The sequence below is a fragment of the Paradevosia shaoguanensis genome (genome assembly GCF_016801025.1).
GTDB classification, from domain to species: Bacteria; Pseudomonadota; Alphaproteobacteria; order Rhizobiales; family Devosiaceae; genus Paradevosia; species Paradevosia shaoguanensis.
The window spans coordinates 4534557-4561406 of sequence record NZ_CP068983.1 but is presented as its reverse complement, the minus strand read 5'-3'; the positions used below and the strand labels follow the sequence as shown (position 1 = coordinate 4561406).

Sequence of the window (26850 nt, the reverse complement as noted above, 5' to 3'; positions counted from 1 at the left end):
GTCAAGCATGAGCGATATCGCTGATCGCGTCCGTAAAATCGTCGTCGAGCACCTCAACGTCGATCCGGAGAAGGTCGTGGAAAAGGCCAGCTTTATCGACGATCTGGGCGCCGATTCGCTCGATCAGGTCGAGCTGGTGATGGCCTTCGAGGAAGAGTTCTCGGTCGAGATCCCGGACGACGCCGCTGAATCCATCCAGACCTTCGGCGATGCCGTTTCCTTCCTGACCAAGGCTGTCGGTTAATCACAGCCGAGCGGTCATAGTCTGATGGAATTGCGCCGCGTCGTTGTCACCGGAATGGGTATCGTCTCTCCACTTGGCGTGGGGGTCGAGACGGTCTGGTCCAACATTCTTGCCTCAAAGAGCGGCGCAAAGCGCGTCGACGATTTCGATGTCGAGGATCTGCCTTGTCAGGTCGCCGGCCGCATTCCATTGGGAAGCTATTCCGAGGGCAAGTACAACCCTGATGACTGGCTGGAGGTGAAGGAGCAACGCAAGGTTGACCCCTTCATCGTCTACGGCATGGCCGCTTCGGACCAGGCCATCAAGGACTCGGGAATCGACCTCACCACCACCGACAAGCAGGAACGCGCAGGCGTCCTGATCGGGTCGGGCATCGGTGGCATCGGAGGCATCTACGAAGCCTCCATTACGCTGGCCGAAAAGGGCCCGCGTCGTATCAGCCCCTTCTTCATCCCTGGCCGTCTCATCAATCTGGTCTCCGGCCAGGTGTCGATCCGCCACGGGCTCAAGGGGCCGAACCACTCGGTGGTCACCGCCTGCTCGACGGGTTCGCACGCCATCGGCGATGCCGCGCGCCTCATTGCGCTGGGCGATGCCGACGTGATGGTCGCCGGCGGCGCGGAATCGCCGGTCAACCGGCTGTCCTTCGCCGGCTTCTGCGCGGTGCGTGCCCTCACAACCGGCTTCAACGACACGCCCGAAAGGGCCTCGCGCCCTTATGACAAGGATCGCGACGGCTTCCTGATGGGCGAGGGCGCCGGCGTGGTCGTGCTCGAGGAATACGAGCAGGCCAAGGCCCGCGGCGCCAAGATCTACGGCGAAGTCGTCGGCTACGGCCTGTCGGGCGACGCCCATCACATCACGGCTCCGGCCGAAGATGGCAATGGCGGCTACCGCTCGATGCAGGCCGCCATGAAGCGCGCCGGTCTCCAGCCTGCCGACATCGACTATATCAATGCCCATGGCACCTCGACCCCGCTCGGGGACGAGATCGAGCTCGGTGCGGTGACGCGCCTGCTCGGTGAGCATGCATCCAAGGTGCTCATGTCCTCGACCAAGTCGGCCGTCGGGCATCTCCTGGGTGCCGCAGGGGCAGTGGAAGCCATCTTCTCGCTGCTCGCGATCCGCGACGGCATGGCTCCGCCCACCCTCAACCTCGACAATCCTTCGGTCGAGACCGCGATCAACCTCGTGCCGCACAAGGCGGTGAAGAAAGAGATCAACGTGGCGCTTTCGAACTCGTTCGGGTTCGGCGGCACCAATGCGACGCTGATTTTCAGCCGCGTCGCCTGAGGCCTCTTCAAGCCCGCCGGGACTTTCGGCGGGCTCCTGCACACAAGCTGTTCGCGGGATCGTGGGGAGAGTTGAGCTTTCCCCTCCGTCGCCCTCTTGCTTTTGCCCGAATCCTGCAAACAATGGCCGCCACCTTAGGCAGGGGGCGCAACGGCACGATTGTCGCTGCGATAGGAATGGTTCGACCGCGTCCAGGAAGAGGCGCGGCCAGCAAAGGAATTCGTTGACCGATGGCCGACCGCAAGAACAAGAGGGCCAAGCCCCGCCGCCGCAACGGCCTGATCGACATCCTCAACGGCGTGCTGTCGCTGTTCGTGATCGCCATGCTGCTGGTGGGTGGGTTGTTCTTCTTCGGGCTCAACCGCTTCTATTCGGCCGGCGACATTCCGCAGGACACGACATTCCTCGTCGAGCCCGGTTCGAGCCTGGGCCTGACCGCCGAACGGCTCGAAACCCAGGGCCTCATCGACAATCGCATGATCTTCCAGGCCGCTGGCATGGCGCTCAAGAAGCAGGGCAAGCTCAAGGCGGGTGAGTTCAAGATCGCCGCGCATTCGAGCATGGCCGATATCCTCACCGAACTCACCGAGGGCGTCCCCGTGCTTTACGGGGTGACAGTGCCGGAAGGCTTTACCTCCTGGCAGGTCATCGAACGCATCAATGGGGATTCGCACCTTATCGGCGAAATTTCCAACATGCCGCCGGAAGGCTCGATCCTGCCCAATACCTATAGCTACATTCCGGGCGACACCCGCCAGTCCGTGCTCGACAAGATGCAGGCGGCGCAGAAGAAGGCGCTCGACGAAATCTGGGCGGGGCGCGACCCCGACCTGCCGATCAAGACGCCCGAGGAACTGGTGACCCTGGCCTCGGTCGTCGAGAAGGAAACCGGCGTTGCCACCGAGCGTCCGCAGGTGGCGGCGGTCTTCGTCAACCGGCTCAAGAAGGGCATGCGCCTGCAGTCGGACCCGACGATCATCTACGGCATCACCAAGGGTCAGTCGACGCTGGGCCGCGGGCTCAAGAAGTCCGAGATCGAGGCCAAAACGCCTTACAATACCTACCAGATCGACGGCCTTCCCGCCGGCCCGATCGCCAATCCGGGCATCGAGTCCCTGCGCGCGGCCGCCAATCCGGCCAAGACCAAGGACCTCTACTTCGTGGCCGCGGGCGCTACCCCGTCGGACGGGCACCTCTTTGCCGAAAACTACGCCGACCACCGCAAGAACGTGGCCAAGTGGCGTGCCATCGAAAAGCAGATGGCGATCGACGCACAGGCGGACACAGAAGCTGCCAAGGATGCCATCGAGGCCGAGCAGGCCCAGGAAACCGGCGACACCACGACTACCGCCCAATAAGGGGACGACGATGAGCCAGCCGCTCGCCAGTATGACGGGCTACGCCCGCGCCACCGGGGCGGTGGGCACTGTCGCCTTCTCGTGCGAGATGAAGTCGGTCAACGGGCGTGGGCTGGATATGCGCATGCGCCTGGCGCCGGGGCTCGACCCCATCGAAGGCGAGATCCGCAGGCGCATCGGCGCAGCCGTGACACGCGGCTCGCTGACCGTGACCATCAATATCGACCGCGACGGCGCGACGGGCGAGGTCGTGGTCAACCAGCAGGCCCTCAAGGCGGTACTGACCGCCATTGACGACCTGTCGCGACGCCTCGACGCGCGGCGGCCCAGCCTTGACGGTATCCTTGGCCTCAAGGGCGTGCTGGACCAGAAGGAAAAACCGCTTCCGCCGGAAGAGGAGGAGGCCTTGCAGGCCGCCATCCTTGATTGCGTCGAGCAATGCCTCGTCGGCCTGGTCGACGCTCGGCGGCGGGAAGGCGTGCAACTGAGCGCCGTTCTGGGGCGCCATATCGATGAGATCGAGCGGCTGACGCGCAAGGCAGAAGCCCATCCCTCGCGCGATCGCGCCGTGGTGCTGGAGCGCCTGCGGTCGCAGGTAGCGGAGCTGGTGGCCAATGGGGCAGGTGTCTCCGAGGAGCGCATGGCACAGGAGGCGTTGCTGCTGGCGACGCGGGCCGATATCCGTGAGGAGTTGGACCGGCTGGTGGCCCATATCGCCAATGCCCGGCAATTGCTGTCCGCTGGCGGGCCGGTGGGCCGCAAGCTCGATTTCCTGTCGCAGGAGTTCAACCGCGAGGCCAATACGCTCTGCTCCAAGAGCAATGCGGTGGACCTCACTTCCATCGGACTTGACCTCAAAGCGGCGATCGATCAACTACGCGAGCAGGTTCAGAACATCGAATAGACCGGAGAGCAGGATGGATTTTCCACGGCGGGGCGTGATGCTGGTTCTTGCGTCCCCATCAGGCGCCGGCAAATCCTCGATCACGCGCACGCTCTTCGGACAGGACCCCAATATCGGTCTCTCCGTATCCGTGACGACCCGCGCACGCCGCACCGACGAGGTCGAGGGCAAGCACTATTACTTCGTCGACCAGACGACCTTCCACCGCATGAAGGACAACGACGAGCTGCTCGAATGGGCGCAGGTGCATGACAATTTCTACGGCACCCCACGCGCCAAGGTGGAAGAGCAGCTTACTAACGGCAGCGACATCCTCTTCGACATCGACTACCAGGGCACGCTCCAGCTCTACGAGAAGTGCCGCAAGGACATGGTGACGGTGTTCATCCTGCCGCCCTCGATCCAGGAGCTGCGCGCCCGGCTGGAGCGCCGTGCGCAGGATAGCGCCGGCACTATCGAGAAGCGCCTGCGCAATGCACGCATCGAGATGGATCACTATGCCGAATATGACTATGTGATCGTCAACGAGGACCTGGAAGACTCCACGCAGAAGGTGCGCTCCATCCTCGCCGCGGCACGCCTCAAGCGCGACCGGATTTCCGGAATGGATAGCTTCGTCAAGGACTTGCAGAAGCAGATCGATTCACTTTGAGAGCGAGTTGAATCACGTCCTGAAGAACGAAGCCTAGTTCTTGCCGCGGGCGAATTCGGTATCGAGCTCATTAATCGTCGCGCCGGCCGTCGGATCGACCTTGCGCAGGATCGCATCGATCTTGGCCTCCATCCGCTCGTTGCCCTCCTTGGATTGGGAGGAACCGACATGGAGGAGGAAAGCGAGGCCGGCCACGTTCCAGATGAGCTGCAGGAAATCGGACTGCCAGTTTTCGAGCGTGTCGCGCATCATCGTGACGAAATAACCATTGAAGGTGGGCTGCTGCCCCACCGCCTCGGCTTCCTGCGCGAAGGCGAGCCAGCCGAATATCCAGTGGCCGGTTGCCGAGAACAGGAACAGGGCCAGCGTGACCCAGGCGAAGCTGTAACGGGTCCAGATCGATCGGCCGGGCATCTGATCCTCCTTGGCTCGGACGCCCTAATCTGTCACTGCGCCTGGCCTTCGGGAACTGCCACTATCGGACGACCGTTGTACCCGCAGCGAGGACAGTGCCATGCGCTACACGGTTTTGCTCCGCTATCGGCCGGAGGAGGGGCGTCGTCCCCTCGATCACCCCACCAAGTCCGACCATCAGGTCGAGGGCGATATCAGCCTGTTGCCCAATCTGGGCGACCATATTCACCTCGAAAGCATGGGTGGGGAGGACGAGCCGAGTTTTGACGGCATCGTGGCCGAACGCCACTTCCGCTATCGCGGTGGCGATAGCTGCGAGGTCGAGATCGTAGTCGGACCATTCCATGCAAAAGCAGAGGAAGCCCAAAGACTTGGACTTCGCGCCTGAATCAGGATGAGAGCCCGTATCTAGCGGGCGGCATAGATCCTGGCCATGGCCAGGAAGGCTTCGACGGGCAACTCCTCGGCGCGCTCGTCGCCCTTGAGCCCAGCCGCTTCCAGCAGCTTTTCGACCGGAACACCTGTAGCCTTGAGGCTCTGGCGGACCATCTTGCGACGCTGGCCGAAGGCGGCCTTGGTGACGGCTTCGAGATCGCGGACTCTTACGCTCTCGTCGATCGGCTTGGGCACGAGGTGCACGATGGCCGACGTCACATTGGGTGGCGGAGTGAAGGCCTGCCGACCGACATTGAAGGCGATACGCGCATTAGTGCGCCAGCCGGCAAGCACGGCCAGCCGCCCATAGGCATCGTCACCCGGTTTGGCGCAGATGCGCTCGGCAACCTCGCGCTGGAACATCAGCGTCAGGCTCTCGTAATAGGGCGGCCAGGGATCGGCGGAGAGCCAGCCGGTGAGGAGGGGTGTGGCGATGTTGTAGGGCAGGTTGGAGACCAGACGGATGGGGCCGCTGGCCAGTGTCCGGTAATCGATCTCCAGTGCATCGCCGGAAATGATGATGAGCCGGCCGGGATAGGCCGCTTCGATTTCCTGCAGGGCCGGGAGCGCGCGGGCATCGCGCTCGATGGCGATGACCTGCCTGGCGCCTTCCGCAAGCAGGGCGCGGGTGAGGCCCCCGGGGCCGGGGCCGACTTCGATGACGGTGGCGTCATGGAGATCGCCGGCCACGCGGGCAATGCGGGCGGTGAGGTTGAGATCGAGCAGGAAGTTCTGCCCAAGCTCCTTCTTGGCGCGCAGGCCATGAGCGGCGATGACTTCGCGCAGCGGCGGCAGGTCGTCGATCTGGCTCATGCGCCGCCCGTCATCTTGTCTGCAAGGCGGATGGCCGCCAGGAAGCTCGCATGCGAGCCCTTGCCGCTGCCGGCAAGATCGAAGGCGGTGCCGTGGTCGGGCGAGGTGCGCACGATGGGCAGGCCGAGCGTTACGTTGACGGCTTCATCGAACGCCACGGTCTTGATCGGGATCAGCGCCTGGTCGTGATACATGGCGATAACGGCGTCGTATTGCCGCCAATGCGCGGGGAAGAACAGCGTATCGGCCGGGAAGGGACCTTCGGCGGCGATGCCCTCATGGACGAGGGCAGCGACAGCCGGGCCGATGATGTCGACCTCCTGCCGCCCGATCGTGCCGCCTTCGCCCGCATGCGGGTTGAGGCCGGCAATACCGATGCGCGGGTCGGCAATGCCGAAGCGGTTGCGCAGGTCGTGGGCGACGATGCGCGTGGTCTTGAGGATGAGGTCGGTGGTGACGAGGCCTGGCACCTCGTGCAGGGGCACGTGGATGGTCAGCGGGATGGTGCGCAGCTCTTCATGCGCAAGCATCATCACCGGCAGCCGCGGGGCACTGCCCGGCGTGGCGCAGAGAGCCGCCAGATACTCGGTGTGCCCCGGATACTTGAAGCCGGCGGAATAGAGCACACCCTTGTGGATGGGTGCGGTGACGAGGCCGCGGGTGGCGCCTCGAAGGGTATCGGCGACGGCGCGGGCAATGGCCTCCATCACTACCTTGCCCGAAAGGGCCGTCGGTGCGCCGGGATTGTCGGGCACCATGCCGTCGATATCGAGCACGGGGAGGGTGGTGGCGAAATCGGCGTCGGGAGGGCCGAACGTGACGTCGATGCCGAGACGCGCAGCGCGGGCCCGCAGGAAAGGCACGTTGCCATAGACCACAAAGGGCGGAAGCCTGAGCTCCGCCCTTTGCGAGAAAAGCCTGAGGATCAGGTCTGGCCCGATCCCCGAAGGTTCACCCATGCTCAGCGCAAGGGGCGCCAGTGCAGCGGCCAATGCAGCCTCGCTTAGTTGTACGAAATGCGGGCCTTGGCCCGGAGGTCCTTGAGGTACTTGTCGGCAGCGTTCTTGAGCTGGTCGTTGCCGGCTTCCTGGCGGATCGTGTCCTTGATGAAGGTCAGGTCGCGGGCTTCGGACTTCGAGCAGACGGCGAGCATCGAGACGCCATTGGAGACCACGCGCGGCTTGGTGATGCCGCCCACATTGATGCCGGCCAGTTCCTTGGCCAGGGCATCGGGAAGCTGGGTGGCGTGACGACGGCCGACGTCGGTCACGGCGACGTCGGTGTACTTGGTCGAAAGCTGCACCGCGCTGTCACAACCCTTGAAGGCGGCGCGATAGGAATTGGCCTGGCCCGAACGACCGCCGCCGCCGATGAACAGCACTTCCTTGAGGATGTAGTCAAAGCTGTTGGCCGCGTTGACCTTGCCGGCCGCCTTGGCATCAAGCTCGCTGTCGGAAACCTGGACGTTCTGGTTGACGACCTGGCCGACGACGGCCTGCCAGGCGAGCGAGGCCTTGAGGCGATCGCGCAGCGTCTGCATGTTGACGCCCTGCTGGGTCAGCACCTTCTTGAGGTTCGCTTCGCTCATCTTGAGGTTGCGGGCAACCGTGAGGAAGGCGCCATCGATCTGGCTTTCCGAGATAACGATGCCAACGCGCTTGGCTTCATCGACCTGGATGACTTCGTTGATGAGCTGCTCGGTGGCACCCTTGGTGCCGCCGCCGCCTTCGAGTGCCAGCAGCTTCACGCGCTGGGCAATCTGAACGTCGGTGATCGGGGTCCCGTTCACGGTGACCTTTACTGCCGCCAGGGCAGGGGCGGCCAGGCTGACCGCCATCACAAGCCCAAGGAACAGGGCGCCAAAATTACGAACCATCGTCATCATCCGTTCTATCGCCTCGCCGCGCATCGAACTGCGCGGATCGTGGCTGTTTGGTGGAAGAATACGGCCAAAATCCGTTGCCGGACTAGAGCATTTTGGCTGCCAAGGGAAGCCGTGACCAGAGGGGCTAGAGCGCGAAATCGGCTCCATCCGGTCCGCGCAGGCGGAAACTGAACAGGAATCTGGTGTCGTTGGCCGTCGAGGCGGTCGGTCCGGTCCTGATCACGTTTGCGCCATACGATAGATAACCATCGTCGTAATAGAGCCCGCCCTGGAGTTCGAGCCACTGGCTGGTGGCCAGATCCCAGTAGACGCCGGCCTTGACGCGCCAGTAATCCATCCACGGCAGCGGCACGGGTGCGCCGACCACGGCACCCACCTCATGCTGGTCGGCATCGACGCCGAGGGCAGGGTTGGCGCGCAGGTACGCGTATTCGATATCGGCCGTGTAGCCGTAGTTCGAGAAGCCGAGAGCGGCAGCCGTGCGGGTGACCTGGCCGGCCTGCGGATCGAACTGCACCTTGGCGCCGGCGCGATAGATGTTCCAGAGCGAACCGCGCACGCCGGCAACGAGGTAGGAGGCGTCAGTGCCGAGACCGGAACTGGCCGGGTTGCCGACCTGCGCCGGATCGGCCGACGCGAAGGCGTTGTCGCCCGCAAGGTGGAACGACTGACCGCCGATGAGCTCGATCCAGCTATTGTCGCCGAAATCGGCCTGGTAGCGGGCGCCGATATTGGCGCGCAGGCCGGTCTCCTGGCGATCGTAGCCCGAGAAACGGTTGAAGCTGAAGAGGTTGCCGTCATCGAAGACGAAGCTCTGGGCATCGTCATTGGTGATGCCGGCCAGCGTCGTGTTGGTGCCGCGATAGACGAGCTGCACGATGGGTTCGATGATGTGCGTGGAGGAGCCGGCAGTGGCCAGCAGCGGCCAGCGGATATCGAGCGCGGCGATCGGGGTGATGCTGAAAAGCGTCTGGCTGGGCGGCGCCGCCGGATTGACGCTGGTGCCGTCATACATGGCGGCGTCGCCACGCAGGCCGAGATAGGGCGTGAAGACGACGCCGGCCGGGCCGATGATCTGCTTCTGCCAGGAACCCTGGATCGCGCCATGCACCTTGCGGCCGCCGAAGCCATAGACATAGGGCACGCCGTTGGCGGTGGCGGTATCGTCGGCATTGCGCTGCAGGCCGATGAGGCGGCTCGAAAGCGCCACCTGGCCGAGACCGTTGTCGAGATTGAGCACGCCTTCATAGCGCGCATTGGGCAGGAGGAGAGCCTGCTGGTCCTGCGTGGTGGATTCGAGCAGGGTAAACTGCTGCACGCGCACATCCGCATACTGATTTTTGCTCAGATGCGTGGCGTAGACCTCGTTGATGCTGTTCTTGGATTCGGCCAGCGAATAATCGGTGAGGAAATAGGGGTCCGTGAAGGCGGTGTAGTTCCAGCCCCAGGTCCACTCGCTGGCCGGCACGAAGCGGCCGGAGGTCTGGATCGAGCCACGCCATTCGCGATTGCCCGGCAGCGTGCCGAAGACTTCGGGAGCCGCCTGGCGGATGACCTGTCCCTTGAGCGAGATTTCGCCATTCGGGAAGCGACGAATCCATTCGGCGCCAGCCATCAGGCCCTGACGCGAGGTGATGGTGGGCAGCAGGAAGAGGTCGGTATTCTCGTCGAGGGCGATCGAATAGGGCACGGTGAGCGCCATGCCGTACTTCTCGCCATAGGCGAGGCGCGGCGTGCGGAAGGCCTGCTTGGCCGGCTCGGTCGGATCGTTGAGGGCCAGCCACGGAATCCAGGCCATCGGAATGCCCAGGAGCTCAAGGCGCGACTGCTCGAGATAGACCTTCTTGTCGGCCTTGACGTAGGTGACCTTCTTGGAAAACACCTGCCAGCCGATGCGGCGGCCCTTGGAGTCGATGCAATCGCCGCAAGGCGAGTATTTCGTATCCATGAGGATGGTCTGGAGAGCCTGGCCGTAATCGACGCTCTCGGCGGTCACGAGCGTGCCGGCAGGCGTACGCAGCGTCAGGCCGTCGAGGATCGCCTTCTTGAAGCCGCCGGTCATCTCGATGTGGTTGGTCGTGTAGACCACGCCCTGGGGATCGCGCATGTGCACGTTCCCGTCGAAGGTCATCTCGCCCGAGCCCTGGTTGAAGGTCAGGCGGTCGCCGGTTCCCTCATAGCCCTCGTAGCGGATGATGACGCCACCCGACGCGGTGATCGTGCCGGTGTCGCCATCGAACGACAGGCTGTCCGCCTCGACGACGGCAGTCTTGTTCGGGCCGCTGGGCGGGACGTTGTCGAAAAAGCCGGAAGGGAGGAGGGCGCTTTGGGCAAAGGCAGGCGAAGCGAGAATCGCTATCGCGCCGGCAGCAGCCAGGCGCAAGATCGACGCGATACTCTTCCGGCGCAAAACCATTACGCGCGCCCGTCCTCTTTGTACAACAACACCGTGAGCCCGATGGTTATGGCGACGAAGGCGGGCCCGAGGGCGGCCACAACCGGTGTCAGCACGCCCGACGAGCCGGCACGATCCGCCATCTCGGTCAAAACGAAAACCACCAAGCCCAACACGATACCATAGAGGATCGTCGCCCCATACTTATTGGTCCTTCGATAACCGGCGGTAAACGCAAAAGCAATCAATAGGGAGCCGACGAGCAAAGCGGGCAGTGCAAAGAGCTTGTAGAGCCGCGTCGCGGCTGCCGCGCGGACCGACGGATCGCCGATCTGGGAGGCAAGTGCCTGGGCCAGCTCATAAAGCGTGTAGTCCTCGGGCGAGGTGAGCTTGAGGCTGACCTCGGCGGGGGTGCTGGTGGTTGGGATTTCGAGGCTATCGAGATACTCGATCGGCGCATCACTGCGCAGCTCGCGGACACCCGTCAGGTACCAGGCGCCGGGACGCAGTTCACCGCTTTCGGCCAGCACGCGGCCGCGGGTCGGGTCCTCGCGATAGAAGACGGTGACATCGGTGAGCGAACTGCCCTGACGGGTGACGCCACGGGCGGTGATGACATACGGGCTGCCGCCATCGGTCTGTTCGAGCCAGAGGCCATTGCCGCCAACGACGCTGGTGTCGCCGACCGGAACCGTCGGGTTCCAGACGCGGTTGGTCTCGACGACGAGCCCTTCGACCACGAAGCTGATGGCCAGGCCCGCCAGGATCATGCCGAGAACCGGGCCGCGCAGGACGCGCCAGATCGAGACGCCCGACGCCTTGATGATCAGGAGTTCGCGCGTGCGTTGCATCTCGACCAGGCCGATGATGGCGCCGAGAAGCACCGTGACGGGCAGGGTCTTGATGGTCCAGCGGATGGCGCTGACCGCGTTGACGAAGATGGCCAGCGGCAGGCCGCCGGCTTCCATCAGGTGTGAGAAGCGCCAGGCATCGAGAGATTCGACCAGCGCGATGAGGCCGAAAAATACGAGCACCGTGATGCCGATGCGCCCGGCAAGCCTGAACAGCAGGAGGCGGTCGATCCGGTTCATGCCCGCATCTCCGCCCGTTTCGGCACGCCGCCGAACCATTGGTTGATGCGCAGCTTGTACGCCAGGATGACAAGCCCCACCACGATCATGACGACGGCGCCGGCATAGGGCGCGAACATGCCGGGGACGTAGGTGGTGACGAGGCGCTCGCCGAATGCGGCGGCCAGCACCGAGGCCTCGAGCGGCAGGACGAAGCGCAGGCGCTTGCCGGTGGGGAAGGCGGCAAGGCTCGCGACCAGCAGGCAGATGCCGACGATGCGCAGGCCCTCGGCCGAGCGGTTGATAAGCATCTGGATGGCGTTCTGGCTCCACACGCCTGTGGATAGACCGTCGCGGATAATGTCGAAGCTCGAGCTTTCGGCGAGCGGATCGCGATCGACCACCGGATCGGTGAGGCGATCGAGGGAGACATCGTAGGAGCCGAAGGTGATCTGCGAGAAGGCCAGCTTGTCGGTGGTGTATTGCAGGTAGCCCTCACGCAGGTTGAGGACGTAGCCGTTCTCATCCTGCGAGACATTGGCCGACTTGGCGATATAGGTGCGCCGCATGGCCGGGTCGCGGGAATCATCGACGAAGAAGTCGGTGATCTCCCCGACGCCCTGTCGGCCGCCGATGACGATGACCACGCCCGGCGTCACTTCGGAGAAGCGATGCGGGCGCAGGGTGCGACCGACGAGATCGGCGGCAATGCTCGCCTGCCACTCGCTGAGCCGGCGCTGCGCCATGGGCTCGACGACATTGGTGAGGAGCAGCAGCAGCATAGCGCCAAGGCCGATGAAGACGCCGACAGCGCCGAACAACGCGCCGAGCCGGCGGCTGGAATGGATCGCGTGCAGTTCCTGGGAAAGCTGCAGGTCACGCAGCGCCCGCCCCATGCCGATGCCCAGGCAGACATAGAGAAAGACGATCAGCAGTGGCGGCATGCTGAGGACGGCCTGGCCCACAAGCGTGAAGATGCTCTGGCCCTTGACCGAAACCACGTCGAAGACGCGCAGGCATTGGATCAGCCAAATCAACACGGTCGCGACGCCCGCGAACAAAAGCGCGTTCGACCAGAAAAGTCCCACGAGATAACGGGTTAGTCGAGACATCTCGCTTTTTGATGAAAAGTTGAATCCGGCGGGCGGAACTGTGCTTGCCGCGAGTTGCATTTGCAAGGCGAGGGAGCGCGTTTTTTACCCGCAGGCGCTCTTGCCACCTCTTTGTTGCAGGATTGACGCGCCATGAGACTCCTTGATTGATAGTCCCCTCCGTCCTGCCAGCGTTCTGGCGACTTACCGAAAGCCTTCCCAATGACCCAGCAACTCACGATCAAGACCGCCGCCCTGCCGCCGAAAGCCACCGGGACGCTCGTTATCTATGCGAACGAGGAAGCGGCGCCCGAAGGTGCCGGCGCGCAGATCTGGGCGGCGACCGGACTCGATTGGCAGGCCACGGCTAGCGCCGCGAGCTTCAAGGGCAAGCAGGGTCAGCAACTCGAGATCATCGCGCCCAAGGGCGTCCAGGCTCAGCGCCTGCTGGTGCTGGGAGCAGGCAAGCCCGACGCGGCTGCCAGCGCTACCGTGTGGACGGATCGCGGCGGTTCGCTTGCGGCCAAGATCGCGGCAACCCGCGCGACGGAAGCGGCCGTGGTGCTCGATGGCGCCGACGCGACGCCGCAGGCGATCGCCGAGGTTGCGGCGGGGCTCAAGCTGCGCCACTACAAGTTCGACAAGTACAAGTCGCCCAAGAAGGATGACGAGAACGGCGAGGCGAAAACGCTGCCCGTGACCTTCCACGTTGCCGACGAAGCCGCGGCCAAGGCGGCGATCGCCAATCGCGGCGCGGTGGCTGACGGCACGATCGTTGCGCGCGACCTCATCAACGAGCCGGCCAACGTGCTCGGCACGCTCGAATTTGCCGAGCGCGCCGGCAAGCTTGCCGAGCTGGGCGTCGAGATCGAAATGCTCGACGAGCCGGCCATGCGCAAGCTGGGCATGAATTCGCTGCTCGCGGTGTCGCAGGGCTCGGCCCGTCCGCCGCGCCTCGTCATCATGCGCTGGAACGGCGGCAAGGCGGGCGAAGCCCCGGTAGCCTTCATCGGGAAGGGCGTGGTGTTCGACACCGGCGGCATCTCGATCAAGCCGGCCGCGAGCATGGAAGACATGAAGGGCGACATGGGCGGCGCCGCCGCCGTGACCGGCCTGATGCACGCGCTCGCCGCGCGCAAGGCCAAGGTGAATGCGGTGGGCGTCATCGGCCTCGTCGAGAACATGCCTTCCGGCACGGCGACGCGTCCGGGCGATATCGTCAAGGCCATGTCGGGCACGACCATCGAGATCATCAATACCGATGCCGAAGGCCGCCTCGTACTGGCCGACGCGCTCTGGTACACGCAGGACCGCTTCAAGCCGAAGTTCATGATCAACCTGGCGACGCTGACCGGCGCCATTGTCGTGGCGCTTGGCCAGGAATATGCCGGCCTCTTCTCGAACAATGACGATTTGGCGAGCCGCCTCTACGCCGCCGGCCTCGCCACCAACGAGAAGGTGTGGCGCATGCCGCTTGGGCCGGCCTACGACAAGATCATCGAAAGCCGCTTCGCCGACATCAAGAATACCGGCGGCCGTCCGGCTGGCTCGATCACTGCTGCGGCGTTCCTGCAGCGCTTCGTCAACGACGTGCCGTGGGCGCATCTCGATATCGCGGGTGCCGGTATGGGCGTGTCGCCCAGCGAGACCAACACGAGCTGGGGCCCGGGCTTCGGCGTGGCGCTGCTCGACCGGCTGGTGCGCGACCATTACGAGGGCTGAGGCCTTTCCGGCGGGGCAGGGACACTCTGCCTCGCCATCGCTCTTGCCTGGCATCGTCACTTGGGTGACAAACGCGCATGCCTGACGTCCTTTTTTACCACCTCGAAAACCAGCCGCTCGAAAAGGTGCTGCCGCTTCTGCTCGAGAAGACGGTTGAGCGCGGCTGGCGGGCGGTGGTCGAAACCAGCAGCCGCGAGCGCGCGGAGGCGCTGGACGGCACGCTCTGGACCTATCGGGATGACAGCTTCCTGCCGCATGGCGTGGCCGGTGACGACATGGCGCCCGAGCAGCCCGTGCTGATCGCCACCGGGCCGGAAAATCCCAACGGCGCCAATGTACGATTCTTCGTCGACCGCGCTGTACCGCAGAACTCGGCCGGTTATGATCGCATCGTCTTCATCTTCTCGGGGCATGATCCGGATGCCGTCGTCGAGGCGCGCGGCGCCTGGCGGGCGCTATCGGCCGATGCCGGCAACGCGGTGACGTACTGGCAGCAGGACCCTGCCGGACGCTGGGTCAAGAAAGCCTGATCGTGATCGACACGCCGAACGCACCATCACGCCATCGAATCTACGAAGACGTGATTGCGATCCTCTTCGGCACGATGCTGGTCTCGCTGGGGCTGACGCTCTACACCAAGGCGACGCTGATTTCCGGCAGTACGGCCGGTCTGGCGCTCATCATCCAATATGCGACGGGCATGGGCTTCGGGCCGCTGTTCTTCGTGATCAACCTGCCGTTCTTCGCGCTGGCCTGGCTGCGCATGGGCTGGCAGTTCACGCTGAAATCCTTCATCTCGGTGGCGCTGGTCTCGGTGCTCACCACCTATACCGCGCAATGGCTCGACCTCGGGACGGTCAACCCCTACTACGCGGCGATCGCGGGCGGAGCGATGCTGGGCATGGGCGTGCTGGCGCTTTTCCGGCACAGGGCGAGTGTTGGCGGCATCAATATCCTGGCGCTCTATCTCCAGGACAATTTCGGCATCCGCGCCGGCTACTTCCAGCTCGCAGTCGACCTCTGCATCCTGGCAACAGCCTTCTTCGTCGTGCCGTTCGACCGCGTACTGATCTCGATGCTGGGCGCGGCCTGCCTCAACCTTTTCGTGGCGATCAACCACCGGCCGGGGCGCTATGTCGGCTTCAGCTAGGAGGCCGCCGTAGGCGAACGGCCGAAGCCGGTCGAGGGCGGCGGGGCAGTGCGCTCGGATTCCTCGGGCATGTCGGCCTTGATGAGCTGGACGAAGTCATCCATCAGCTCGTAGCAGAAGGTCACTTCCACCGTATCGGGATCGTAGAAGGCATTGGCCTCGCCGCAGCGCTTGGCACGCAGCGTCACCTTGTTGCGCAGGCCGTACTGCGCCTTGATCTGGTCGGCGACCTGCTCGAAGACGCCGCTCTTCTTGAAGGCATCGGCGGCCGTCTTCAGCTTGCCGGAAGCGGCGTGGTAGGTGATCGTCACCTCGGTGGCGCGGGCGTTCTTGCTGGAATAGGGGCGCAGCACGCCCTCCATGCTCGCCTTGAGCCGCTTCCAGTCGTATTCGCACTCTTCCTGCCGATCGCTGTCGATCCGATACTCGTCGGCGATCTTGCCGAAGGCGGACGGATTGCTGCCCACCATCAGGCAGACGATCTGGAAGGCGCGCTGACGGTCGAGGCTGTGCGAGGCGTAGTAGTCGCTGTCGTCGGGACGCGGCGTATAGGCCTGTCCGGTGAGGAGCCAGCCATAGGCGGCGTCGGTGATCGCCTTGTCGGCGGCGCGCGTATGCTTCTGCAGCAGGGTGTAGCTGGCCATGTTGTCGGCCGCGTCTTCTTCCTTGCCGAGAACCGGCAGGCCGAGCTGGTCGACAAGCAGGTGCCCGACTTCGTGGTAGAGGACGAAGAGGCTGTTATTGGCGGCCCATTCGAGGGCGTCTTTCTGCTGCTTGGCTGAGAGGCGCTCGGCACCCGTGGCCAACGTGATACCCGCCAGCACGAAGGTGAACGCCAAAGCCAGTCGGCGGGTCAGGGCCATTAATCGTTCCGCGGTCCCGGTAGTCGAGGTGCGAGGAAACGATCAATCGCCCGGCCTGTCAACCGGCCGGGGCGGGCTATCAACGGTGTATGTAACCAAGTCCCTTCCGCACTGTGGCGGGTTTTCCTCACCTGCCACGCCGGAGGTCAGGGCCTGTAGTGTTGCGTCTGCCCGCCGGAGGCGAAGTGCGCCATCTGTCCGTCATAGGCCTGCTTGAAGGCCGGGCGGGCGCAGGCGCGCTCGATATAGGACTGGGTCGCGGGAAAGTCGGCGGCAGCGCGGACCTTGGGAACGCGCAGCACGTCGGACATGAGGATATCGGCCACGGTGAAGCGTCCGGCAGCCAGCCATTCGCGTTGGGCCAGCACGTCATCCAGCAGCTTGAGGCGATGGAGCGCCCAGTCTTCGAGCGGATTGATCTCGGGTCGGGAGAGGCCGATGAACCACCAGGGCACGGTGATCATCTCGATGGAGCTGAGCGCGGCGATGGTCCATTGCAGCGTGTCGGCCTCGCCCTTGGGATCGCGCGGCATGAGTGCTTCGCTCTTGCGGGCGAGATGCAGGAGGCCGGCGCCGCTTTCGAAGATGATGAGGCCATCGTCCTCGAGATACGGCACCTGGCCGAAGGGCTGGCGCGCGAAGTGCTCCGCGCCGCGATCGCTGAATGGGACGGATTTGACGTCGTAGTCGAAGCCGGCCTCTTCGCAGGCCCAGCGCAGCCTGATGTCGCGGACATGGCCACGGGGACCGGATTTGCCTTCCGGCACCCAATCGTATGTCCAGATCGTCAGTGCCTCGGCCATCCAGCCTCTCCCTTTGTGCTTGTGGTGGTCACCCGCCGGCAGGCGCGTGCGGCATGGTCGCCGGATCGGCGATCTCGAACTTGGAAACGAGGAAACCCGGGGCGACCGTGCAACCAACGAGCGACCAATCCCCAAGGCTCCGTGCCGTTTGCCAATGCTGCTGCGGAACGATGGCTTGCGGGCGCTCGCCCGCGAGGAAATCGGTGCCCAGCACATGGCTCTGGGCGGCGAGCCCATCGGGAGAGACGGTGAGCCGGAGCGGGGCGCCCGCATACCAGTGCCAGACCTCGGCCGCGTCGACCCGGTGCCATTTGGAAACGTCGCCGCCTTCGATCAGGTAGTAGATCAGCGTCGAATGGGCACGCCCGCCATTGGCGGGCTGATCCAGGAAGGTCTGCCGGAACCAGCCGCCTTCCATGTGCGGCTCAAGCTTCAGGTTCTCGATCAGCCATTGTGCCGTGACGCGCGACATGTCCATCTCCGAACGGGCCCTGGCGAAGAACCGCTAGCCCTGCGCCTGAGCTTGTTCGAGTTCGGCGCTGATCTCAAGCCAGTGCTCCTCGGCCGCATCGATTTCCGCCTGGAAACGCGCCTTGTCCTTGGAAAGGGCGATGACCCTGTCCTTGTCGCCCGTCGCGATCTTGGGGTCGGCAAGGAGCTGATCGGTCTTTTCCAGTTCGGTGCGCAGGCGACCGAGCCTGGTCTCGGTATCCTGCACGGCCTTGCGCAGCGGAGCGATGGCGGCGCGCCGGGCGGCGGCCTCCTGCTTCTCCTTCTTGCGGTCGTCCCGCGAAAGCGGCTGCGCGGCGCCGTTGCCCGAACTGCTCTTGCTGGCGCCGCCGGTCAGCATGCGCTGGTAGCCGTCGAGGTCGTCGGCGAATTCGTGGATCGTGCCGCCCTCGGCGATCCAGAGCTTGTCCACCGTTGCCTCGACCAGATGGCGGTCGTGGCTGATGATGAGCACGGCGCCTTCATAATCGTTGAGCGCCTGCACCAGCGCGTCGCGGCTGTCGATGTCGAGGTGGTTGGTCGGCTCGTCGAGGATGAGCATGCCCGGGCCGCCGAATGTGATGAGGCCCATGAGCAGGCGAGCACGCTCGCCACCCGAGAGGTTCTTCACCAGCGTATCCATGCGGCTGGTCGAGAGGCCCATCTGCGCCACGCGGCTGCGGCGCTTGGCTTCGCTGTCATAGGGCATGAGCGAGGTGACGTGCTCGAGCGGCGTCTCGTTGGGGCGCAGCTTGTCCATCTGGTGCTGGGCGAAATAGGCGATTTCCAGCCCCTTGCTCTTGCGCATCTCGCCGCCCATCGGCTTGAGATCGCCGGCCAGGAGCTTGGCGAAGGTCGACTTGCCGTTGCCGTTGACGCCGATGAGCGCGATGCGATCCTCGGGGTCGATACGGTTGGTGATGCGTTTGAGCACGACCCTGTCGCCGTAGCCCACCGAGACGTCATCGAACGTGATCATCGGCGAGGCCGGGATCTTTTTCGGGTTCTCGAAGCTGAAGGGCGAGGAGTGCTCGTCGAACATCGCCGCAGGCGGCTTGAGCTTGGCGATCATCTTGACGCGCGCCTGGGCCTGCTTGGCCTTGGTAGCCTTGGCCTTGAAGCGATCCACGAAGCTCTGCAGGTGCGCGATCTGGGCGAGGGTCTTCTCGCGCGACTTGTTGTGGAGCTCCATCTGCATGCGGCGGGTGGTCTCGAACGTGTCGTAATTGCCTTTGTAGAAGGTCAGCTTGCCGTGTTCGAGATGGATGATCGAGTTTACCGCCTTGTTGAGCAGGTCACGGTCGTGGCTGATCATGAAGACGGTATAGGGATAGGTCGCCAGGTACTTTTCCAGCCAGAGCGTACCTTCGATATCGAGATAGTTGGTCGGCTCGTCGAGGAGCAGCAGGTCGGGCTGGCTGAAGAGCACGCCGGCCAGTGCCACGCGCATGCGCCAGCCGCCCGAGAGCTCTGACGTAGGGGCATGCTGGCGGTCATATTCGAAGCCCAGGCCCTTGAGGATCGTCGAAGCGCGGCCTTCGGCGGTGTGCGCGTCGATGTCGGCGAGCCGCGTGTGGATCTCGGCGATGCGATGGGCATCGTGTGCCGTCTCGGCTTCCTTGAGGAGCGACGCGCGCTCGACATCGGCGGCCATGACGGTTTCAAGCACGGAAAGGCTCGTCGCCGGCGCTTCCTGCGCGACGCCGCCGATGCGTGCCTTCTTCAGGACTTCGACGATACCGGCATCCGGGCTGATCTGCCCCTGGATGAGCTGGAACAACGTCGTCTTGCCCGACCCGTTCTTACCCACGAAACCGGTCTTGGACCCCGTGGGCAGGACAACGGAGGCGTCGTCGAACAGCACGCGGCCTTGGATGCGGTAGGTGAGATTTGAGATCGTAAGCATAGGGTAATCCTTCGGACGCCGTGAGATAAGGGCTCAGGGCTGGATTGGCAACCGCAGCGACCGCAGGACGGCCCGCACGGATTGACATGGCTGGCCATGCCTTGTCGTATCGGGGCAGGGGGGAGCGCTCATGGGATCGATCAGCGAGACGGGCAGGCAATACGCCAACAGCGAGAAGCTGGCGGCGCGGGCGCGGCTGAACGGCAAGTACACGATCGCCGAGATGGGCTGGTTTCAGTGGGTGGCAAAGCATTTGCCGCTGAAACCGGGCGACCACGTGCTCGATATCGGGTGCGGGCCGGGTTGGTTCTGGCAGGACGTCGTGCCGGATATGCCGGCCGGCCTGCATCTGACGCTGGCCGACGCCTCGGACGGGATGGTTCGCGAGGCAGAGGAGCGGTGCAAGGATTTGCCGCTCGCCAGCTTCACCGCGCGGCAGGCCGATGCCTCGGCGATGCCGTTTGCCGATGGCAGCTTCGATGTCGTCCTGGCGATGCACATGCTCTACCACGTCCCCGACCCGAGCCGCGCGATCGCCGAGATGTTTCGTGTGCTTCGCCCGGGCGGGACGCTTGCCGTGACCACGAATGGCAAGTTGAACATGCGGGAGCTCTATGCGCTGACGACCGTATTCGGCAGCTCGGAATTTGATCCGGCGGGTCTGGCGTTCGGTTTTGAGGAGGCGCAGGACCTGCTCGGAGCGCAGTTCGGCAATGTTCGGCTGGAGCGCTATCCGTCGCGCCTGCGGATAACCGAACCCGAGGACGTGTTTCTGGCCCTGACGTCATATCCGCCGGGCGATGGGGCGGACGACGCTGCGCTGCAGGCGTTTCGGGGGCGGATCGACGCGGCCTTCGCGGCTGGCGGCGGGATTTTGGAGTCCGAGAAGGAAACGGGCGTCTTCCTCAGCACCAAGGCCGGTTGATTTTCGTCGGTAACGATGTGCGCGCAAGCATGGCTGCACTGCGTTGCGCGTCTTGCGCCCGTCACGACGTGACGCTAAAAGGCGCCACCTTTTCCAAAAAATCTCGTCAAGGACCAAGCAATGGCTCTCGAGCGCACCCTTTCGATCATCAAGCCCGACGCGACCCGCCGTAACCTCACTGGCAAGATCGTCGCCAAGTTCGAGGACGCCGGCCTGCGCGTCGTCGCTTCCAAGCGCATCCACCTCTCTCCCGCTCAGGCCGGCGCTTTCTACGCCGTCCACAAGGAGCGCCCGTTCTACGGTGAACTCGTCGCCCAGATGAGCGCCGAGCCGGTGGTCGTGCAGGTCCTGGAAGGCGAAGGCGCCATCCTCAAGAACCGCGAAGTCATGGGCGCTACCAACCCGGCCAACGCTGCCGAGGGCACCATCCGCAAGGAATTCGCTCTCTCGATCGGCGAAAACTCGGTTCACGGTTCGGATGCTCCCGAGACCGCTGCCCAGGAAATCAAGTTCTTCTTCTCCGATCTCGAGATCGTCGGCTAATATCCAGCCGGTGCACGAATTTGCGGAAGGCCGCCTTCGGGCGGCCTTTTAGTTTGCCTATATGCGCATAGTGGGCGCAATCCGGCGTCCTCATTTGAAAGACCTCTCGTGACCCTTCCTTCTTCCATTGCTCCGGCGCTGGCCGGCGCCTTGACCGCCCGCGGCTATGAAACGCTGACGCCTGTGCAGCTCGCCGTGCTGGCGCCCGAGACGGAAGGCGCGGACCTTCTGGTTTCCGCACAAACCGGCTCCGGCAAGACCGTGGCCTTCGGCATGGCCATCGCCCCCACGCTGCTCGAAGGCGGCGACCATCTGGGGCAGGCGGGCAAGCCGATGGCGCTGGTCATCGCGCCGACGCGCGAACTCGCCTTGCAGGTGCAGCGCGAACTGGCCTGGCTCTATGCCGATGCGGGCGCGCGCATCGTCTCCAATGTCGGCGGCATGGACATCCGCACCGAGCGCCGCGCACTGGCGCACGGCGCCCATATCGTCGTCGGCACGCCGGGTCGCCTACGCGACCACATCACCAAGGGGGCGCTGGATATTTCCGAGCTGCGCGCCGTGGTGCTCGATGAAGCCGACGAAATGCTCGACCTCGGTTTCCGTGAGGATCTGGAATTCATCCTTGCCGCTGCGCCCGAAGAGCGGCGTACCTTGATGTTCTCGGCCACCGTACCCAAGGCCATCGCCCAGCTCGCCGCAACCTATCAGCGCGATGCGCTGCGGCTGAGTGTGGCGGGCGCGGCGTCCCAGCACGTCGATATCGACTACAAGCTGCTCACCGTGCCGGCGCCGGACCGCGAAAACGCGATCATCAATACGCTGCTCTATTATGATGCGCCGAACGCCATCATCTTCTGCCACACCCGCGAAAGCGTAAAACACCTCGCGGCGCGGCTGCTCAATCGCGGCTTCGCCGTGGTGGCGCTATCGGGCGAACTGACCCAGGCCGAGCGCACCAACGCGCTGCAATCGATGCGCGACGGCCGTGCCCGAGTCTGCGTGGCCACCGACGTGGCGGCGCGCGGCATCGACATCCCCAATCTCGACCTCGTCATCCACGCCGACATTCCCGGCAATCCGGATACGCTGCTTCACCGCTCGGGCCGTACCGGCCGCGCCGGCCGCAAGGGCACCTGCGTGCTCGTCGTGCCGCAGCATCGTCGCGGTGCCGTGCAGCGCGTGCTCAAGCTGGCGCGCGTCGAGGCCTCCTATATGCCGGCCCCGACCAGCGCGCAGATCGAGGCGCGCTATCGCCAGGCCATTCTCGACGACACCTCGCTCACCGAGCCGTTGGATGAAGACCTCAACGGCTTCGCGACCGAGCTTCTGGCGCGCTACACGCCCGAGCAGGTGGCAGCCGCTTATCTCCGTATCCAGCTCGCGGCGCGTCCAGTGCCCGAAGAGATTGAAGACCTGCCGCCGCCGTCTGCGCCGGGCAAGCGCGCCGAACGGACTGAACGCCCCGAGCGTGCCGGCAAGCCGGGCGAGCGCGTTTCGGGCGGCACCTGGTTCTCGCTGTCGCTGGGCCGCAAGCAGAAGGCCGATCCGCGCTGGCTGCTGCCGATGATCTGCAAGGCCGGTGGCGTGCAGAAATCCGCCGTTGGCTCGATCCGTATCCTCGACCGCGAGACCCATTTCGAGATCGCCGCCGACATGGCCGATGACTTCATCGGTCACCTCGAGGCGCACGGCACCGGCGAACGCAATGTCGAGATCACGGTGCTCGATGGCGCCCCGCAGGCGCCGGCTCCGCGCAAGATGGGCCGCGGCGACAAGCCGTGGAAGGACCGCGCCAACAAGGCCCGCGGCGCCTCGTTCGATCCTATGACCGATACTGCCCCTTCAGTGGACGAATTGCCGCCGCCGGTCGATGCCAAGCGCAAGCCGAAGGCCAAGGCGAAGCCGTTCAACAAGGACAAGGGCAAGCCCGACTTCAAGGCGAAGAAAGCCCGCGCTGCCGCCGCTGCCAACCGCGACGTTGGCGAGCAGACGTTCAAGCCGCGCCGCAAGAAGGGTGGGGAGGAGTAGGGAGCTGGATGCGGGAAGCATCCTGCTGAACTCTCGTTTTCTCGACATCCCCACCACGCTTCCCCACCACGATGCCTCCCCCACCACGGAACTTCCCCGGCCGTAGAACCGGGGCCTATGGATTTCTCCACTCGTGCGGGACGGTGCAATGAGCCCGGCTTTCGCCGGGGAAGTTCCGTGGTGGGGGAAATGCGGTGGTCAGGAAAGTGCGAAGTGGGGTGTATCGTGCCGAACTAAGCATCGATAGCTCCCTCGGCCTAAGCCCTCTCCACACCCGCCTTAATTACCCTCATCCGGAATTTTGAGAATGTGCCCGCACGCCTTGCAATGCACGGCGTCGGGCTCATGGCGTTGCAGGCCGCATTGCGGGCAGGGGAAGGTGATCTTGAAGGGGCGGAACACCTGCTGGGCCAGCCGCACGAACAGCGAGATGCCGATGATCATGACGATGATCGAGGTGATGCGCCCGAGCGGGCCGGGAAGCGTGATGTCGCCGAACCCGGTGGTCGTGATCGTCGTCACGGTGAAATAAAGCGCATCGAGATAGCCATCTATGCCCGAGCCCGGCGCATAGAAGAAGGTGAAGATGAAGCCGGCGACCACGAAAAGGAAGGTGACGAGGTTGATCACCGCCTTGCCGGCATCCTCGTAGCGCATGAGCCCGTGCTTGCGCAGCGGCTTCCAGATCACCTGGCTCTGCGAGATCGTCCACAGGCGCAGCACGCGCAGGAAACCGAAATTGCCGAGCACCGGTACCAGCAGCGTCGCGAGGATAAAGATGTCGACCCAGTTCGCCGGCTGGCGCAGCCAGCGCGTGATATCGGTCGAAGCCAGCATCCGGGCCGCAAGATCGGCGAACATCAGCGCGGCGATCGAGTAATCGACGTAGAGATAGGTCGGCGAATCCCAGAGCAGCGGGGAGGCGATGAAGAAGGCGAGGATCGCCACGTCCACGATCAGGACCGAGAACTGGAAGCGCACGGCCGCCGGCGAACTGCCGTGATAGAGCAGGCGCAGCTTGTCGCGGAAGAGCTCGAAACCCGTCGCCTCCACTTCCTGCTCGGCTTCCTGTTTCGGCTTTTGCGTCATCCGCTTTTCTCCTCAGGGTGAACCCGATGTTAACGGCAGCCGGTTAATTTGCCGCTTCCCTCGTCTCCCAAGGGGAAGTCCGACATGTGGCCGAAACTCGTTTCGCTTACGGCAACCATGATCGCGGCATCGGCTCTGTCAGGCTGCAGCATGTTCTCCATGTTCGGCAGCTGGGGCTATACCGCCACCAATCCGCGCGAATGCCTGATGCGCGCAATGTATTTCGAATCCAACCGCTCCAGCGCCGAAGGCATGCTGGCAGTGGGCACCGTCGTCATGAACCGGCTCAATTCGCCGCAATACCCCAAGACCATATGCGGGGTAGTGGGGCAGAAGAACCAGTTCGCCGAGGGCGTGCTCAACCGGCCCATGAGCGATGCCTCGGTGACGCTCGTTGCCGAAATGGCCGATCGCGTCATGGCGGGCGAGCGGCACCCGGGCGTGCGCAACGCCCAGTTCTTCCATACGGCAGGGCTGAGTTTCCCTTACAACAACATGCACTACGTGCTCGTCGCGGGCGGCAACGCGTTCTACGAGAAGTACTGAGGGCAGCGCCGGACACAGGATTCCCAATTCTAAATATCCGGAAGGGTGATCACGAAAGCTGGCACGATCTCGCGGACCAATTTGCGAGGGGATTCACATGTCCGCAAAAACCATTGCCCTTTATACCTTTACCGCCGCCATCCTGACGCCGGCGGCCGCTTTTGCCGCCGACAAGGTGCAGATCGGCGACCAGAAAGTCTTCCCGGAAAGCATCACCTCGACCGCCGACGGCACGCTTTATGCAGGCAGCATGCCGCTCGGTCAGGTCTACAAGGCCGCGCCGGGCGCCGAAAAGACCGAACTCCTCATCGATAAGCCTGCCGAAGGCCCGGGCTCGGTGCTCGGTGTCTATGCCGATGAAGCCGCCAAGACTCTCTGGGTTTGCTATTCCGACCCGGCCGCCTTTGGCGGCAAGGCCGATGCGCTGCCGGCCAACGTCGTGGCCTATGACCTCGCCACGGCCGAGAAGAAGGGCAGCTATGCCCTCGACAAGGGCAGCTTCTGCAACGACATCGCCACCACCGCCGACGGCTCGGCCTATATCGCCGACACCAGCAATGGCAGCGTGATGCTGCTCAAGCCGGGCGCCAGCGCGCTCGAGGTCTGGGTCAAGGACGCCAAGCTTGCCGGTATCGACGGCCTCTCCTTCGGGCCGGATGGCGCGCTCTACGTGAATAGCGTCACCGCCAACAAGCTGCTCCGCATCGATGTCGGCGCCGATGGCGCCGCCGGGGCCATCACCGAACTCACCACCTCCGAGCCGCTCAAGGGGCCGGACGGCATGCGTTTCGGCGATGACGGCAAGCTCTACCTCGCCCAGAACGGAGCAGGGCGCGCCGATGTCGTGACCATCGAGGGCGACAACGCCACGATCACCAAGGTCCAGGATGGCTTCAAGACCCCGACCGCCGTCACCAAGGTCGGCGACACGCTCTGGATTCTCGATGCGCGCTTTGCCGACATGCAGGCCGCCGATCCTGGCCTGTTCTACGCCTACGCGGCCAAGCTGCAGTAGTCACGGGCGAGGCGCTCTCACCGAGGGCGCCTCCTCTTTTTGGCGATCTTGCATGTGACCGGGTTTTGCGAGTAGCTGGCGCGCCCGCACCACGAGGCGAAGCCATGAGCGCGCTCTACCCGGAAATCCAGCCCTACGACAGCGGCATGCTCGAGGTCGGCGACGGGAACCATGTCTATTGGGAAGTCGTCGGAAATCCGTTGGGTAAGCCCGCAGTGGTGTTTCATGGCGGACCGGGTTCGGGCGCCTCGCCGGGCTGGCGCCGCTATTTTAACCCCGAGCGTTACCGCGTGGTTCTCTTCGACCAGCGCAATTGCGGTCGCAGCACGCCGCATGCCAGCGACCCGTCGATCGATCTCTCCACCAATACGCTGCCGCACCTCATAGGCGACGCCGAGACGCTCCGGCGCTATCTCGGCATCGACCGCTGGCTCGTCCTCGGCGCCTCATGGGGGTCGACGCTGGGGCTGGCCTATGCCGAGCGGCACCCCGAGCGCGTCACTGAAATGGTGCTCTTCAGTATAGCGACGACGACCAGCCGGGAGATCGACTGGATCACCAACGGCGTAGGTGCGTTCTTCCCGGAAGCCTGGGAGCAGTTTCGTGACGCGGCGCTGGCCATCGACGACGAGCCGTTGGTCGATGCCTATGCCCGGTTGCTGATGAGCCCCGATCCCGTGATCCACGAACAGGCCGCGCGGGACTGGTGCGACTGGGAAATGGCGATCGTGGATATCCACCCGGACCACAAGCCCAGTACCCGCTACGACGACCCGCGCTTCCGCCTCGCCTTCGCGCGCCTCGTCACCCATTACTGGTCCCATCGCGGCTGGCTCGAGGAGAACGAGCTGCTGCACAATATCGGCAGGATCGCCGAAATCCCCGCGGTGCTGATTCACGGCCGGCTGGACGTGACCGGCCCCATCGTCACCGCATGGAATCTCCACCGCAACTGGCCGGCCAGCCGGCTGATCCCCGTTCGTGGGGCAGGGCACGATTCGCGCGATCCGGGCATGGCGGAGAGCGTCGTCATGGCGCTGGACGAGTTTTCAACCACCTGAGTCCCTGCCTCAGGCGCATATCGGATTTGCCGCCCGACCGGCTTCCGCTGGCGCCATTGGCTCGCTAGATAAATCCATCATCACAGGGACGACCCTGGGGCCTGACGGCCTTTCCCCGGCTGGGACGACCCAGCTTCGGTCAAATCCGGGTCG

General features: G+C 64.3%; 26 protein-coding genes and 1 pseudogene. 15 read left to right on the top strand and 12 right to left on the bottom strand.

Translation table 11 applies throughout. The features are described from left to right. The first annotated feature begins 7 nt into the window (after nucleotides 1-7). From JNE37_RS22145 to gmk, 5 genes are all read left to right on the top strand, one after another. Nucleotides 8-244: an acyl carrier protein gene (locus tag JNE37_RS22145; RefSeq protein WP_035034379.1), complete on the top strand. Its 237-nt coding sequence runs from the start codon at nucleotides 8-10 to the stop codon at nucleotides 242-244. Nucleotides 245-274: 30 nt separating this feature from the next. Beyond that, complete coding sequence (gene fabF, locus JNE37_RS22140; protein ID WP_035092165.1) at nucleotides 275-1537, top strand: beta-ketoacyl-ACP synthase II; 1263 nt, start codon at nucleotides 275-277, stop codon at nucleotides 1535-1537. Nucleotides 1538-1767: 230 nt separating this feature from the next. Further along, nucleotides 1768-2895, top strand: coding sequence for an endolytic transglycosylase MltG (gene mltG, locus JNE37_RS22135; protein ID WP_081840615.1), 1128 nt, complete (start codon nucleotides 1768-1770; stop codon nucleotides 2893-2895). A 10-nt stretch (nucleotides 2896-2905) separates the two neighbouring features. Beyond that, a complete protein-coding gene (locus JNE37_RS22130; RefSeq protein ID WP_203064857.1) occupies nucleotides 2906-3799 on the top strand; it encodes a YicC/YloC family endoribonuclease in 894 nt (297 codons plus the stop codon). Between the two features lie 13 nt (nucleotides 3800-3812). Then, nucleotides 3813-4451, top strand: coding sequence for a guanylate kinase (gene gmk, locus JNE37_RS22125; protein WP_246513429.1), 639 nt, complete (start codon nucleotides 3813-3815; stop codon nucleotides 4449-4451). Between the two features lie 33 nt (nucleotides 4452-4484). Here the strand turns inward: gmk and JNE37_RS22120 are convergent, their stop codons facing one another. Further along, a complete protein-coding gene (locus JNE37_RS22120) occupies nucleotides 4485-4865 on the bottom strand; it encodes a DUF6766 family protein (RefSeq protein WP_203064856.1) in 381 nt (126 codons plus the stop codon). A gap of 100 nt (nucleotides 4866-4965) precedes the next feature. Here JNE37_RS22120 and JNE37_RS22115 point away from each other — a divergent pair, with 100 nt between their 5' ends. Continuing rightward, a complete protein-coding gene (locus JNE37_RS22115) occupies nucleotides 4966-5253 on the top strand; it encodes a hypothetical protein (RefSeq protein ID WP_203064855.1) in 288 nt (95 codons plus the stop codon). Nucleotides 5254-5273: 20 nt separating this feature from the next. Here the strand turns inward: JNE37_RS22115 and rsmA are convergent, their stop codons facing one another. The 6 genes from rsmA to JNE37_RS22085 all read right to left on the bottom strand — a co-directional run bounded on the left by rsmA (nucleotide 5274) and on the right by JNE37_RS22085 (nucleotide 12503). After that, entirely contained in the window at nucleotides 5274-6113 is an 840-nt protein-coding gene (rsmA, locus tag JNE37_RS22110) for a 16S rRNA (adenine(1518)-N(6)/adenine(1519)-N(6))-dimethyltransferase RsmA (protein WP_203064854.1), read from the bottom strand. Further along, nucleotides 6110-7105 carry a 4-hydroxythreonine-4-phosphate dehydrogenase PdxA gene (gene pdxA / locus JNE37_RS22105; RefSeq protein ID WP_246513426.1) on the bottom strand — a complete coding sequence of 332 codons (996 nt, stop codon included), beginning with the start codon at nucleotides 7103-7105 and terminating at the stop codon, nucleotides 6110-6112. The genes rsmA and pdxA overlap by 4 nt, the downstream gene beginning before the upstream one ends. 11 nt (nucleotides 7106-7116) lie before the next feature. After that, nucleotides 7117-7989, bottom strand: a complete 873-nt coding sequence (locus JNE37_RS22100; RefSeq protein ID WP_203064853.1) for a peptidylprolyl isomerase — start codon at nucleotides 7987-7989, stop codon at nucleotides 7117-7119. A 133-nt stretch (nucleotides 7990-8122) separates the two neighbouring features. Next, nucleotides 8123-10414: an LPS-assembly protein LptD gene (locus JNE37_RS22095; protein ID WP_203064852.1), complete on the bottom strand. Its 2292-nt coding sequence runs from the start codon at nucleotides 10412-10414 to the stop codon at nucleotides 8123-8125. After that, nucleotides 10414-11484 (bottom strand): LptF/LptG family permease, encoded by a 1071-nt coding sequence (locus tag JNE37_RS22090; protein WP_203064851.1) that lies wholly within the window; start codon nucleotides 11482-11484, stop codon nucleotides 10414-10416. The genes JNE37_RS22095 and JNE37_RS22090 overlap by 1 nt, the downstream gene beginning before the upstream one ends. After that, complete coding sequence (locus JNE37_RS22085; protein ID WP_246513424.1) at nucleotides 11481-12503, bottom strand: LptF/LptG family permease; 1023 nt, start codon at nucleotides 12501-12503, stop codon at nucleotides 11481-11483. The genes JNE37_RS22090 and JNE37_RS22085 overlap by 4 nt, the downstream gene beginning before the upstream one ends. Nucleotides 12504-12776: 273 nt before the next feature. Between JNE37_RS22085 and JNE37_RS22080 the strand changes: the two genes are divergently transcribed. From JNE37_RS22080 to JNE37_RS22070, 3 genes are all read left to right on the top strand, one after another. Next, the gene (locus tag JNE37_RS22080) at nucleotides 12777-14276 is read left to right on the top strand and encodes a leucyl aminopeptidase (RefSeq protein WP_203064850.1); all 1500 of its coding nucleotides are present in this window, start codon (nucleotides 12777-12779) and stop codon (nucleotides 14274-14276) included. A 77-nt stretch (nucleotides 14277-14353) separates the two neighbouring features. Continuing rightward, nucleotides 14354-14806 (top strand): DNA polymerase III subunit chi, encoded by a 453-nt coding sequence (locus JNE37_RS22075; protein WP_203064849.1) that lies wholly within the window; start codon nucleotides 14354-14356, stop codon nucleotides 14804-14806. Between the two features lie 5 nt (nucleotides 14807-14811). After that, entirely contained in the window at nucleotides 14812-15426 is a 615-nt protein-coding gene (locus JNE37_RS22070; RefSeq protein WP_035096158.1) for a YitT family protein, read from the top strand. On the opposite strand, the gene JNE37_RS22065 is transcribed toward JNE37_RS22070, so the two are convergent. From JNE37_RS22065 to JNE37_RS22050, 4 genes are all read right to left on the bottom strand, one after another. Next, entirely contained in the window at nucleotides 15423-16289 is an 867-nt protein-coding gene (locus JNE37_RS22065) for a DUF4344 domain-containing metallopeptidase (protein ID WP_035034353.1), read from the bottom strand. The two genes, JNE37_RS22070 and JNE37_RS22065, sit on opposite strands and share 4 nt — an antisense overlap. Nucleotides 16290-16435: 146 nt before the next feature. Next, nucleotides 16436-17092: a glutathione S-transferase family protein gene (locus JNE37_RS22060; RefSeq protein WP_203064848.1), complete on the bottom strand. Its 657-nt coding sequence runs from the start codon at nucleotides 17090-17092 to the stop codon at nucleotides 16436-16438. Between the two features lie 28 nt (nucleotides 17093-17120). After that, entirely contained in the window at nucleotides 17121-17564 is a 444-nt protein-coding gene (locus JNE37_RS22055; protein WP_152572089.1) for a cupin domain-containing protein, read from the bottom strand. Between the two features lie 33 nt (nucleotides 17565-17597). Continuing rightward, the gene (locus JNE37_RS22050) at nucleotides 17598-19487 is read right to left on the bottom strand and encodes an ABC-F family ATP-binding cassette domain-containing protein (protein ID WP_203064847.1); all 1890 of its coding nucleotides are present in this window, start codon (nucleotides 19485-19487) and stop codon (nucleotides 17598-17600) included. Nucleotides 19488-19617: 130 nt separating this feature from the next. Here JNE37_RS22050 and JNE37_RS22045 point away from each other — a divergent pair, with 130 nt between their 5' ends. The 3 genes from JNE37_RS22045 (at nucleotide 19618) to JNE37_RS22035 (ending at nucleotide 22986) form a co-directional block, all read left to right on the top strand. Next, nucleotides 19618-20412: a class I SAM-dependent methyltransferase gene (locus tag JNE37_RS22045; RefSeq protein ID WP_203064846.1), complete on the top strand. Its 795-nt coding sequence runs from the start codon at nucleotides 19618-19620 to the stop codon at nucleotides 20410-20412. A gap of 120 nt (nucleotides 20413-20532) precedes the next feature. After that, nucleotides 20533-20955 carry a nucleoside-diphosphate kinase gene (ndk, locus tag JNE37_RS22040; protein WP_035096154.1) on the top strand — a complete coding sequence of 141 codons (423 nt, stop codon included), beginning with the start codon at nucleotides 20533-20535 and terminating at the stop codon, nucleotides 20953-20955. Between the two features lie 108 nt (nucleotides 20956-21063). Then, a complete protein-coding gene (locus JNE37_RS22035) occupies nucleotides 21064-22986 on the top strand; it encodes a DEAD/DEAH box helicase (protein ID WP_203064845.1) in 1923 nt (640 codons plus the stop codon). 279 nt (nucleotides 22987-23265) lie between these two features. On the opposite strand, the gene JNE37_RS22030 is transcribed toward JNE37_RS22035, so the two are convergent. After that, on the bottom strand, nucleotides 23266-24075 hold the full coding sequence (locus JNE37_RS22030; RefSeq protein WP_203064844.1) for a potassium channel family protein: 810 nt from the start codon (nucleotides 24073-24075) through the stop codon (nucleotides 23266-23268). Between the two features lie 84 nt (nucleotides 24076-24159). Between JNE37_RS22030 and JNE37_RS22025 the strand changes: the two are divergent. The 3 genes and pseudogenes from JNE37_RS22025 to pip all read left to right on the top strand — a co-directional run. Beyond that, a pseudogene (locus JNE37_RS22025) lies at nucleotides 24160-24615 on the top strand (cell wall hydrolase); the annotation flags it as partial. 103 nt (nucleotides 24616-24718) lie between these two features. Next, on the top strand, nucleotides 24719-25636 hold the full coding sequence (locus JNE37_RS22020; protein WP_052015599.1) for an SMP-30/gluconolactonase/LRE family protein: 918 nt from the start codon (nucleotides 24719-24721) through the stop codon (nucleotides 25634-25636). A gap of 104 nt (nucleotides 25637-25740) precedes the next feature. Next, the gene (pip, locus tag JNE37_RS22015) at nucleotides 25741-26697 is read left to right on the top strand and encodes a prolyl aminopeptidase (RefSeq protein ID WP_203064843.1); all 957 of its coding nucleotides are present in this window, start codon (nucleotides 25741-25743) and stop codon (nucleotides 26695-26697) included. The last annotated feature ends 153 nt before the right edge of the window (nucleotides 26698-26850 follow it).

Bases quoted from the DNA above. Each gene is read 5' to 3' on its own strand.
- JNE37_RS22020 (WP_052015599.1), top strand. From the start codon at position 24,719: ATGTCCGCAAAAACCATTGCCCTTTATACCTTTACCGCCGCCATCCTG.
- JNE37_RS22145 (WP_035034379.1), top strand. From the start codon at position 8: ATGAGCGATATCGCTGATCGCGTCCGTAAAATCGTCGTCGAGCACCTC.
- JNE37_RS22095 (WP_203064852.1), bottom strand. From the start codon at position 10,414: ATGGTTTTGCGCCGGAAGAGTATCGCGTCGATCTTGCGCCTGGCTGCT.
- JNE37_RS22060 (WP_203064848.1), bottom strand. From the start codon at position 17,092: ATGGCCGAGGCACTGACGATCTGGACATACGATTGGGTGCCGGAAGGC.
- rsmA (WP_203064854.1), bottom strand. From the start codon at position 6,113: ATGAGCCAGATCGACGACCTGCCGCCGCTGCGCGAAGTCATCGCCGCT.
- JNE37_RS22050 (WP_203064847.1), bottom strand. From the start codon at position 19,487: ATGCTTACGATCTCAAATCTCACCTACCGCATCCAAGGCCGCGTGCTG.
- mltG (WP_081840615.1), top strand. From the start codon at position 1,768: ATGGCCGACCGCAAGAACAAGAGGGCCAAGCCCCGCCGCCGCAACGGC.
- pip (WP_203064843.1), top strand. From the start codon at position 25,741: ATGAGCGCGCTCTACCCGGAAATCCAGCCCTACGACAGCGGCATGCTC.
- JNE37_RS22090 (WP_203064851.1), bottom strand. From the start codon at position 11,484: ATGAACCGGATCGACCGCCTCCTGCTGTTCAGGCTTGCCGGGCGCATC.
- ndk (WP_035096154.1), top strand. From the start codon at position 20,533: ATGGCTCTCGAGCGCACCCTTTCGATCATCAAGCCCGACGCGACCCGC.
- JNE37_RS22045 (WP_203064846.1), top strand. From the start codon at position 19,618: ATGGGATCGATCAGCGAGACGGGCAGGCAATACGCCAACAGCGAGAAG.
- gmk (WP_246513429.1), top strand. From the start codon at position 3,813: ATGGATTTTCCACGGCGGGGCGTGATGCTGGTTCTTGCGTCCCCATCA.
- JNE37_RS22065 (WP_035034353.1), bottom strand. From the start codon at position 16,289: ATGGCCCTGACCCGCCGACTGGCTTTGGCGTTCACCTTCGTGCTGGCG.
- JNE37_RS22080 (WP_203064850.1), top strand. From the start codon at position 12,777: ATGACCCAGCAACTCACGATCAAGACCGCCGCCCTGCCGCCGAAAGCC.
- JNE37_RS22130 (WP_203064857.1), top strand. From the start codon at position 2,906: ATGAGCCAGCCGCTCGCCAGTATGACGGGCTACGCCCGCGCCACCGGG.
- JNE37_RS22120 (WP_203064856.1), bottom strand. From the start codon at position 4,865: ATGCCCGGCCGATCGATCTGGACCCGTTACAGCTTCGCCTGGGTCACG.
- JNE37_RS22030 (WP_203064844.1), bottom strand. From the start codon at position 24,075: ATGACGCAAAAGCCGAAACAGGAAGCCGAGCAGGAAGTGGAGGCGACG.
- JNE37_RS22055 (WP_152572089.1), bottom strand. From the start codon at position 17,564: ATGTCGCGCGTCACGGCACAATGGCTGATCGAGAACCTGAAGCTTGAG.
- JNE37_RS22075 (WP_203064849.1), top strand. From the start codon at position 14,354: ATGCCTGACGTCCTTTTTTACCACCTCGAAAACCAGCCGCTCGAAAAG.
- JNE37_RS22100 (WP_203064853.1), bottom strand. From the start codon at position 7,989: ATGGTTCGTAATTTTGGCGCCCTGTTCCTTGGGCTTGTGATGGCGGTC.
- JNE37_RS22115 (WP_203064855.1), top strand. From the start codon at position 4,966: ATGCGCTACACGGTTTTGCTCCGCTATCGGCCGGAGGAGGGGCGTCGT.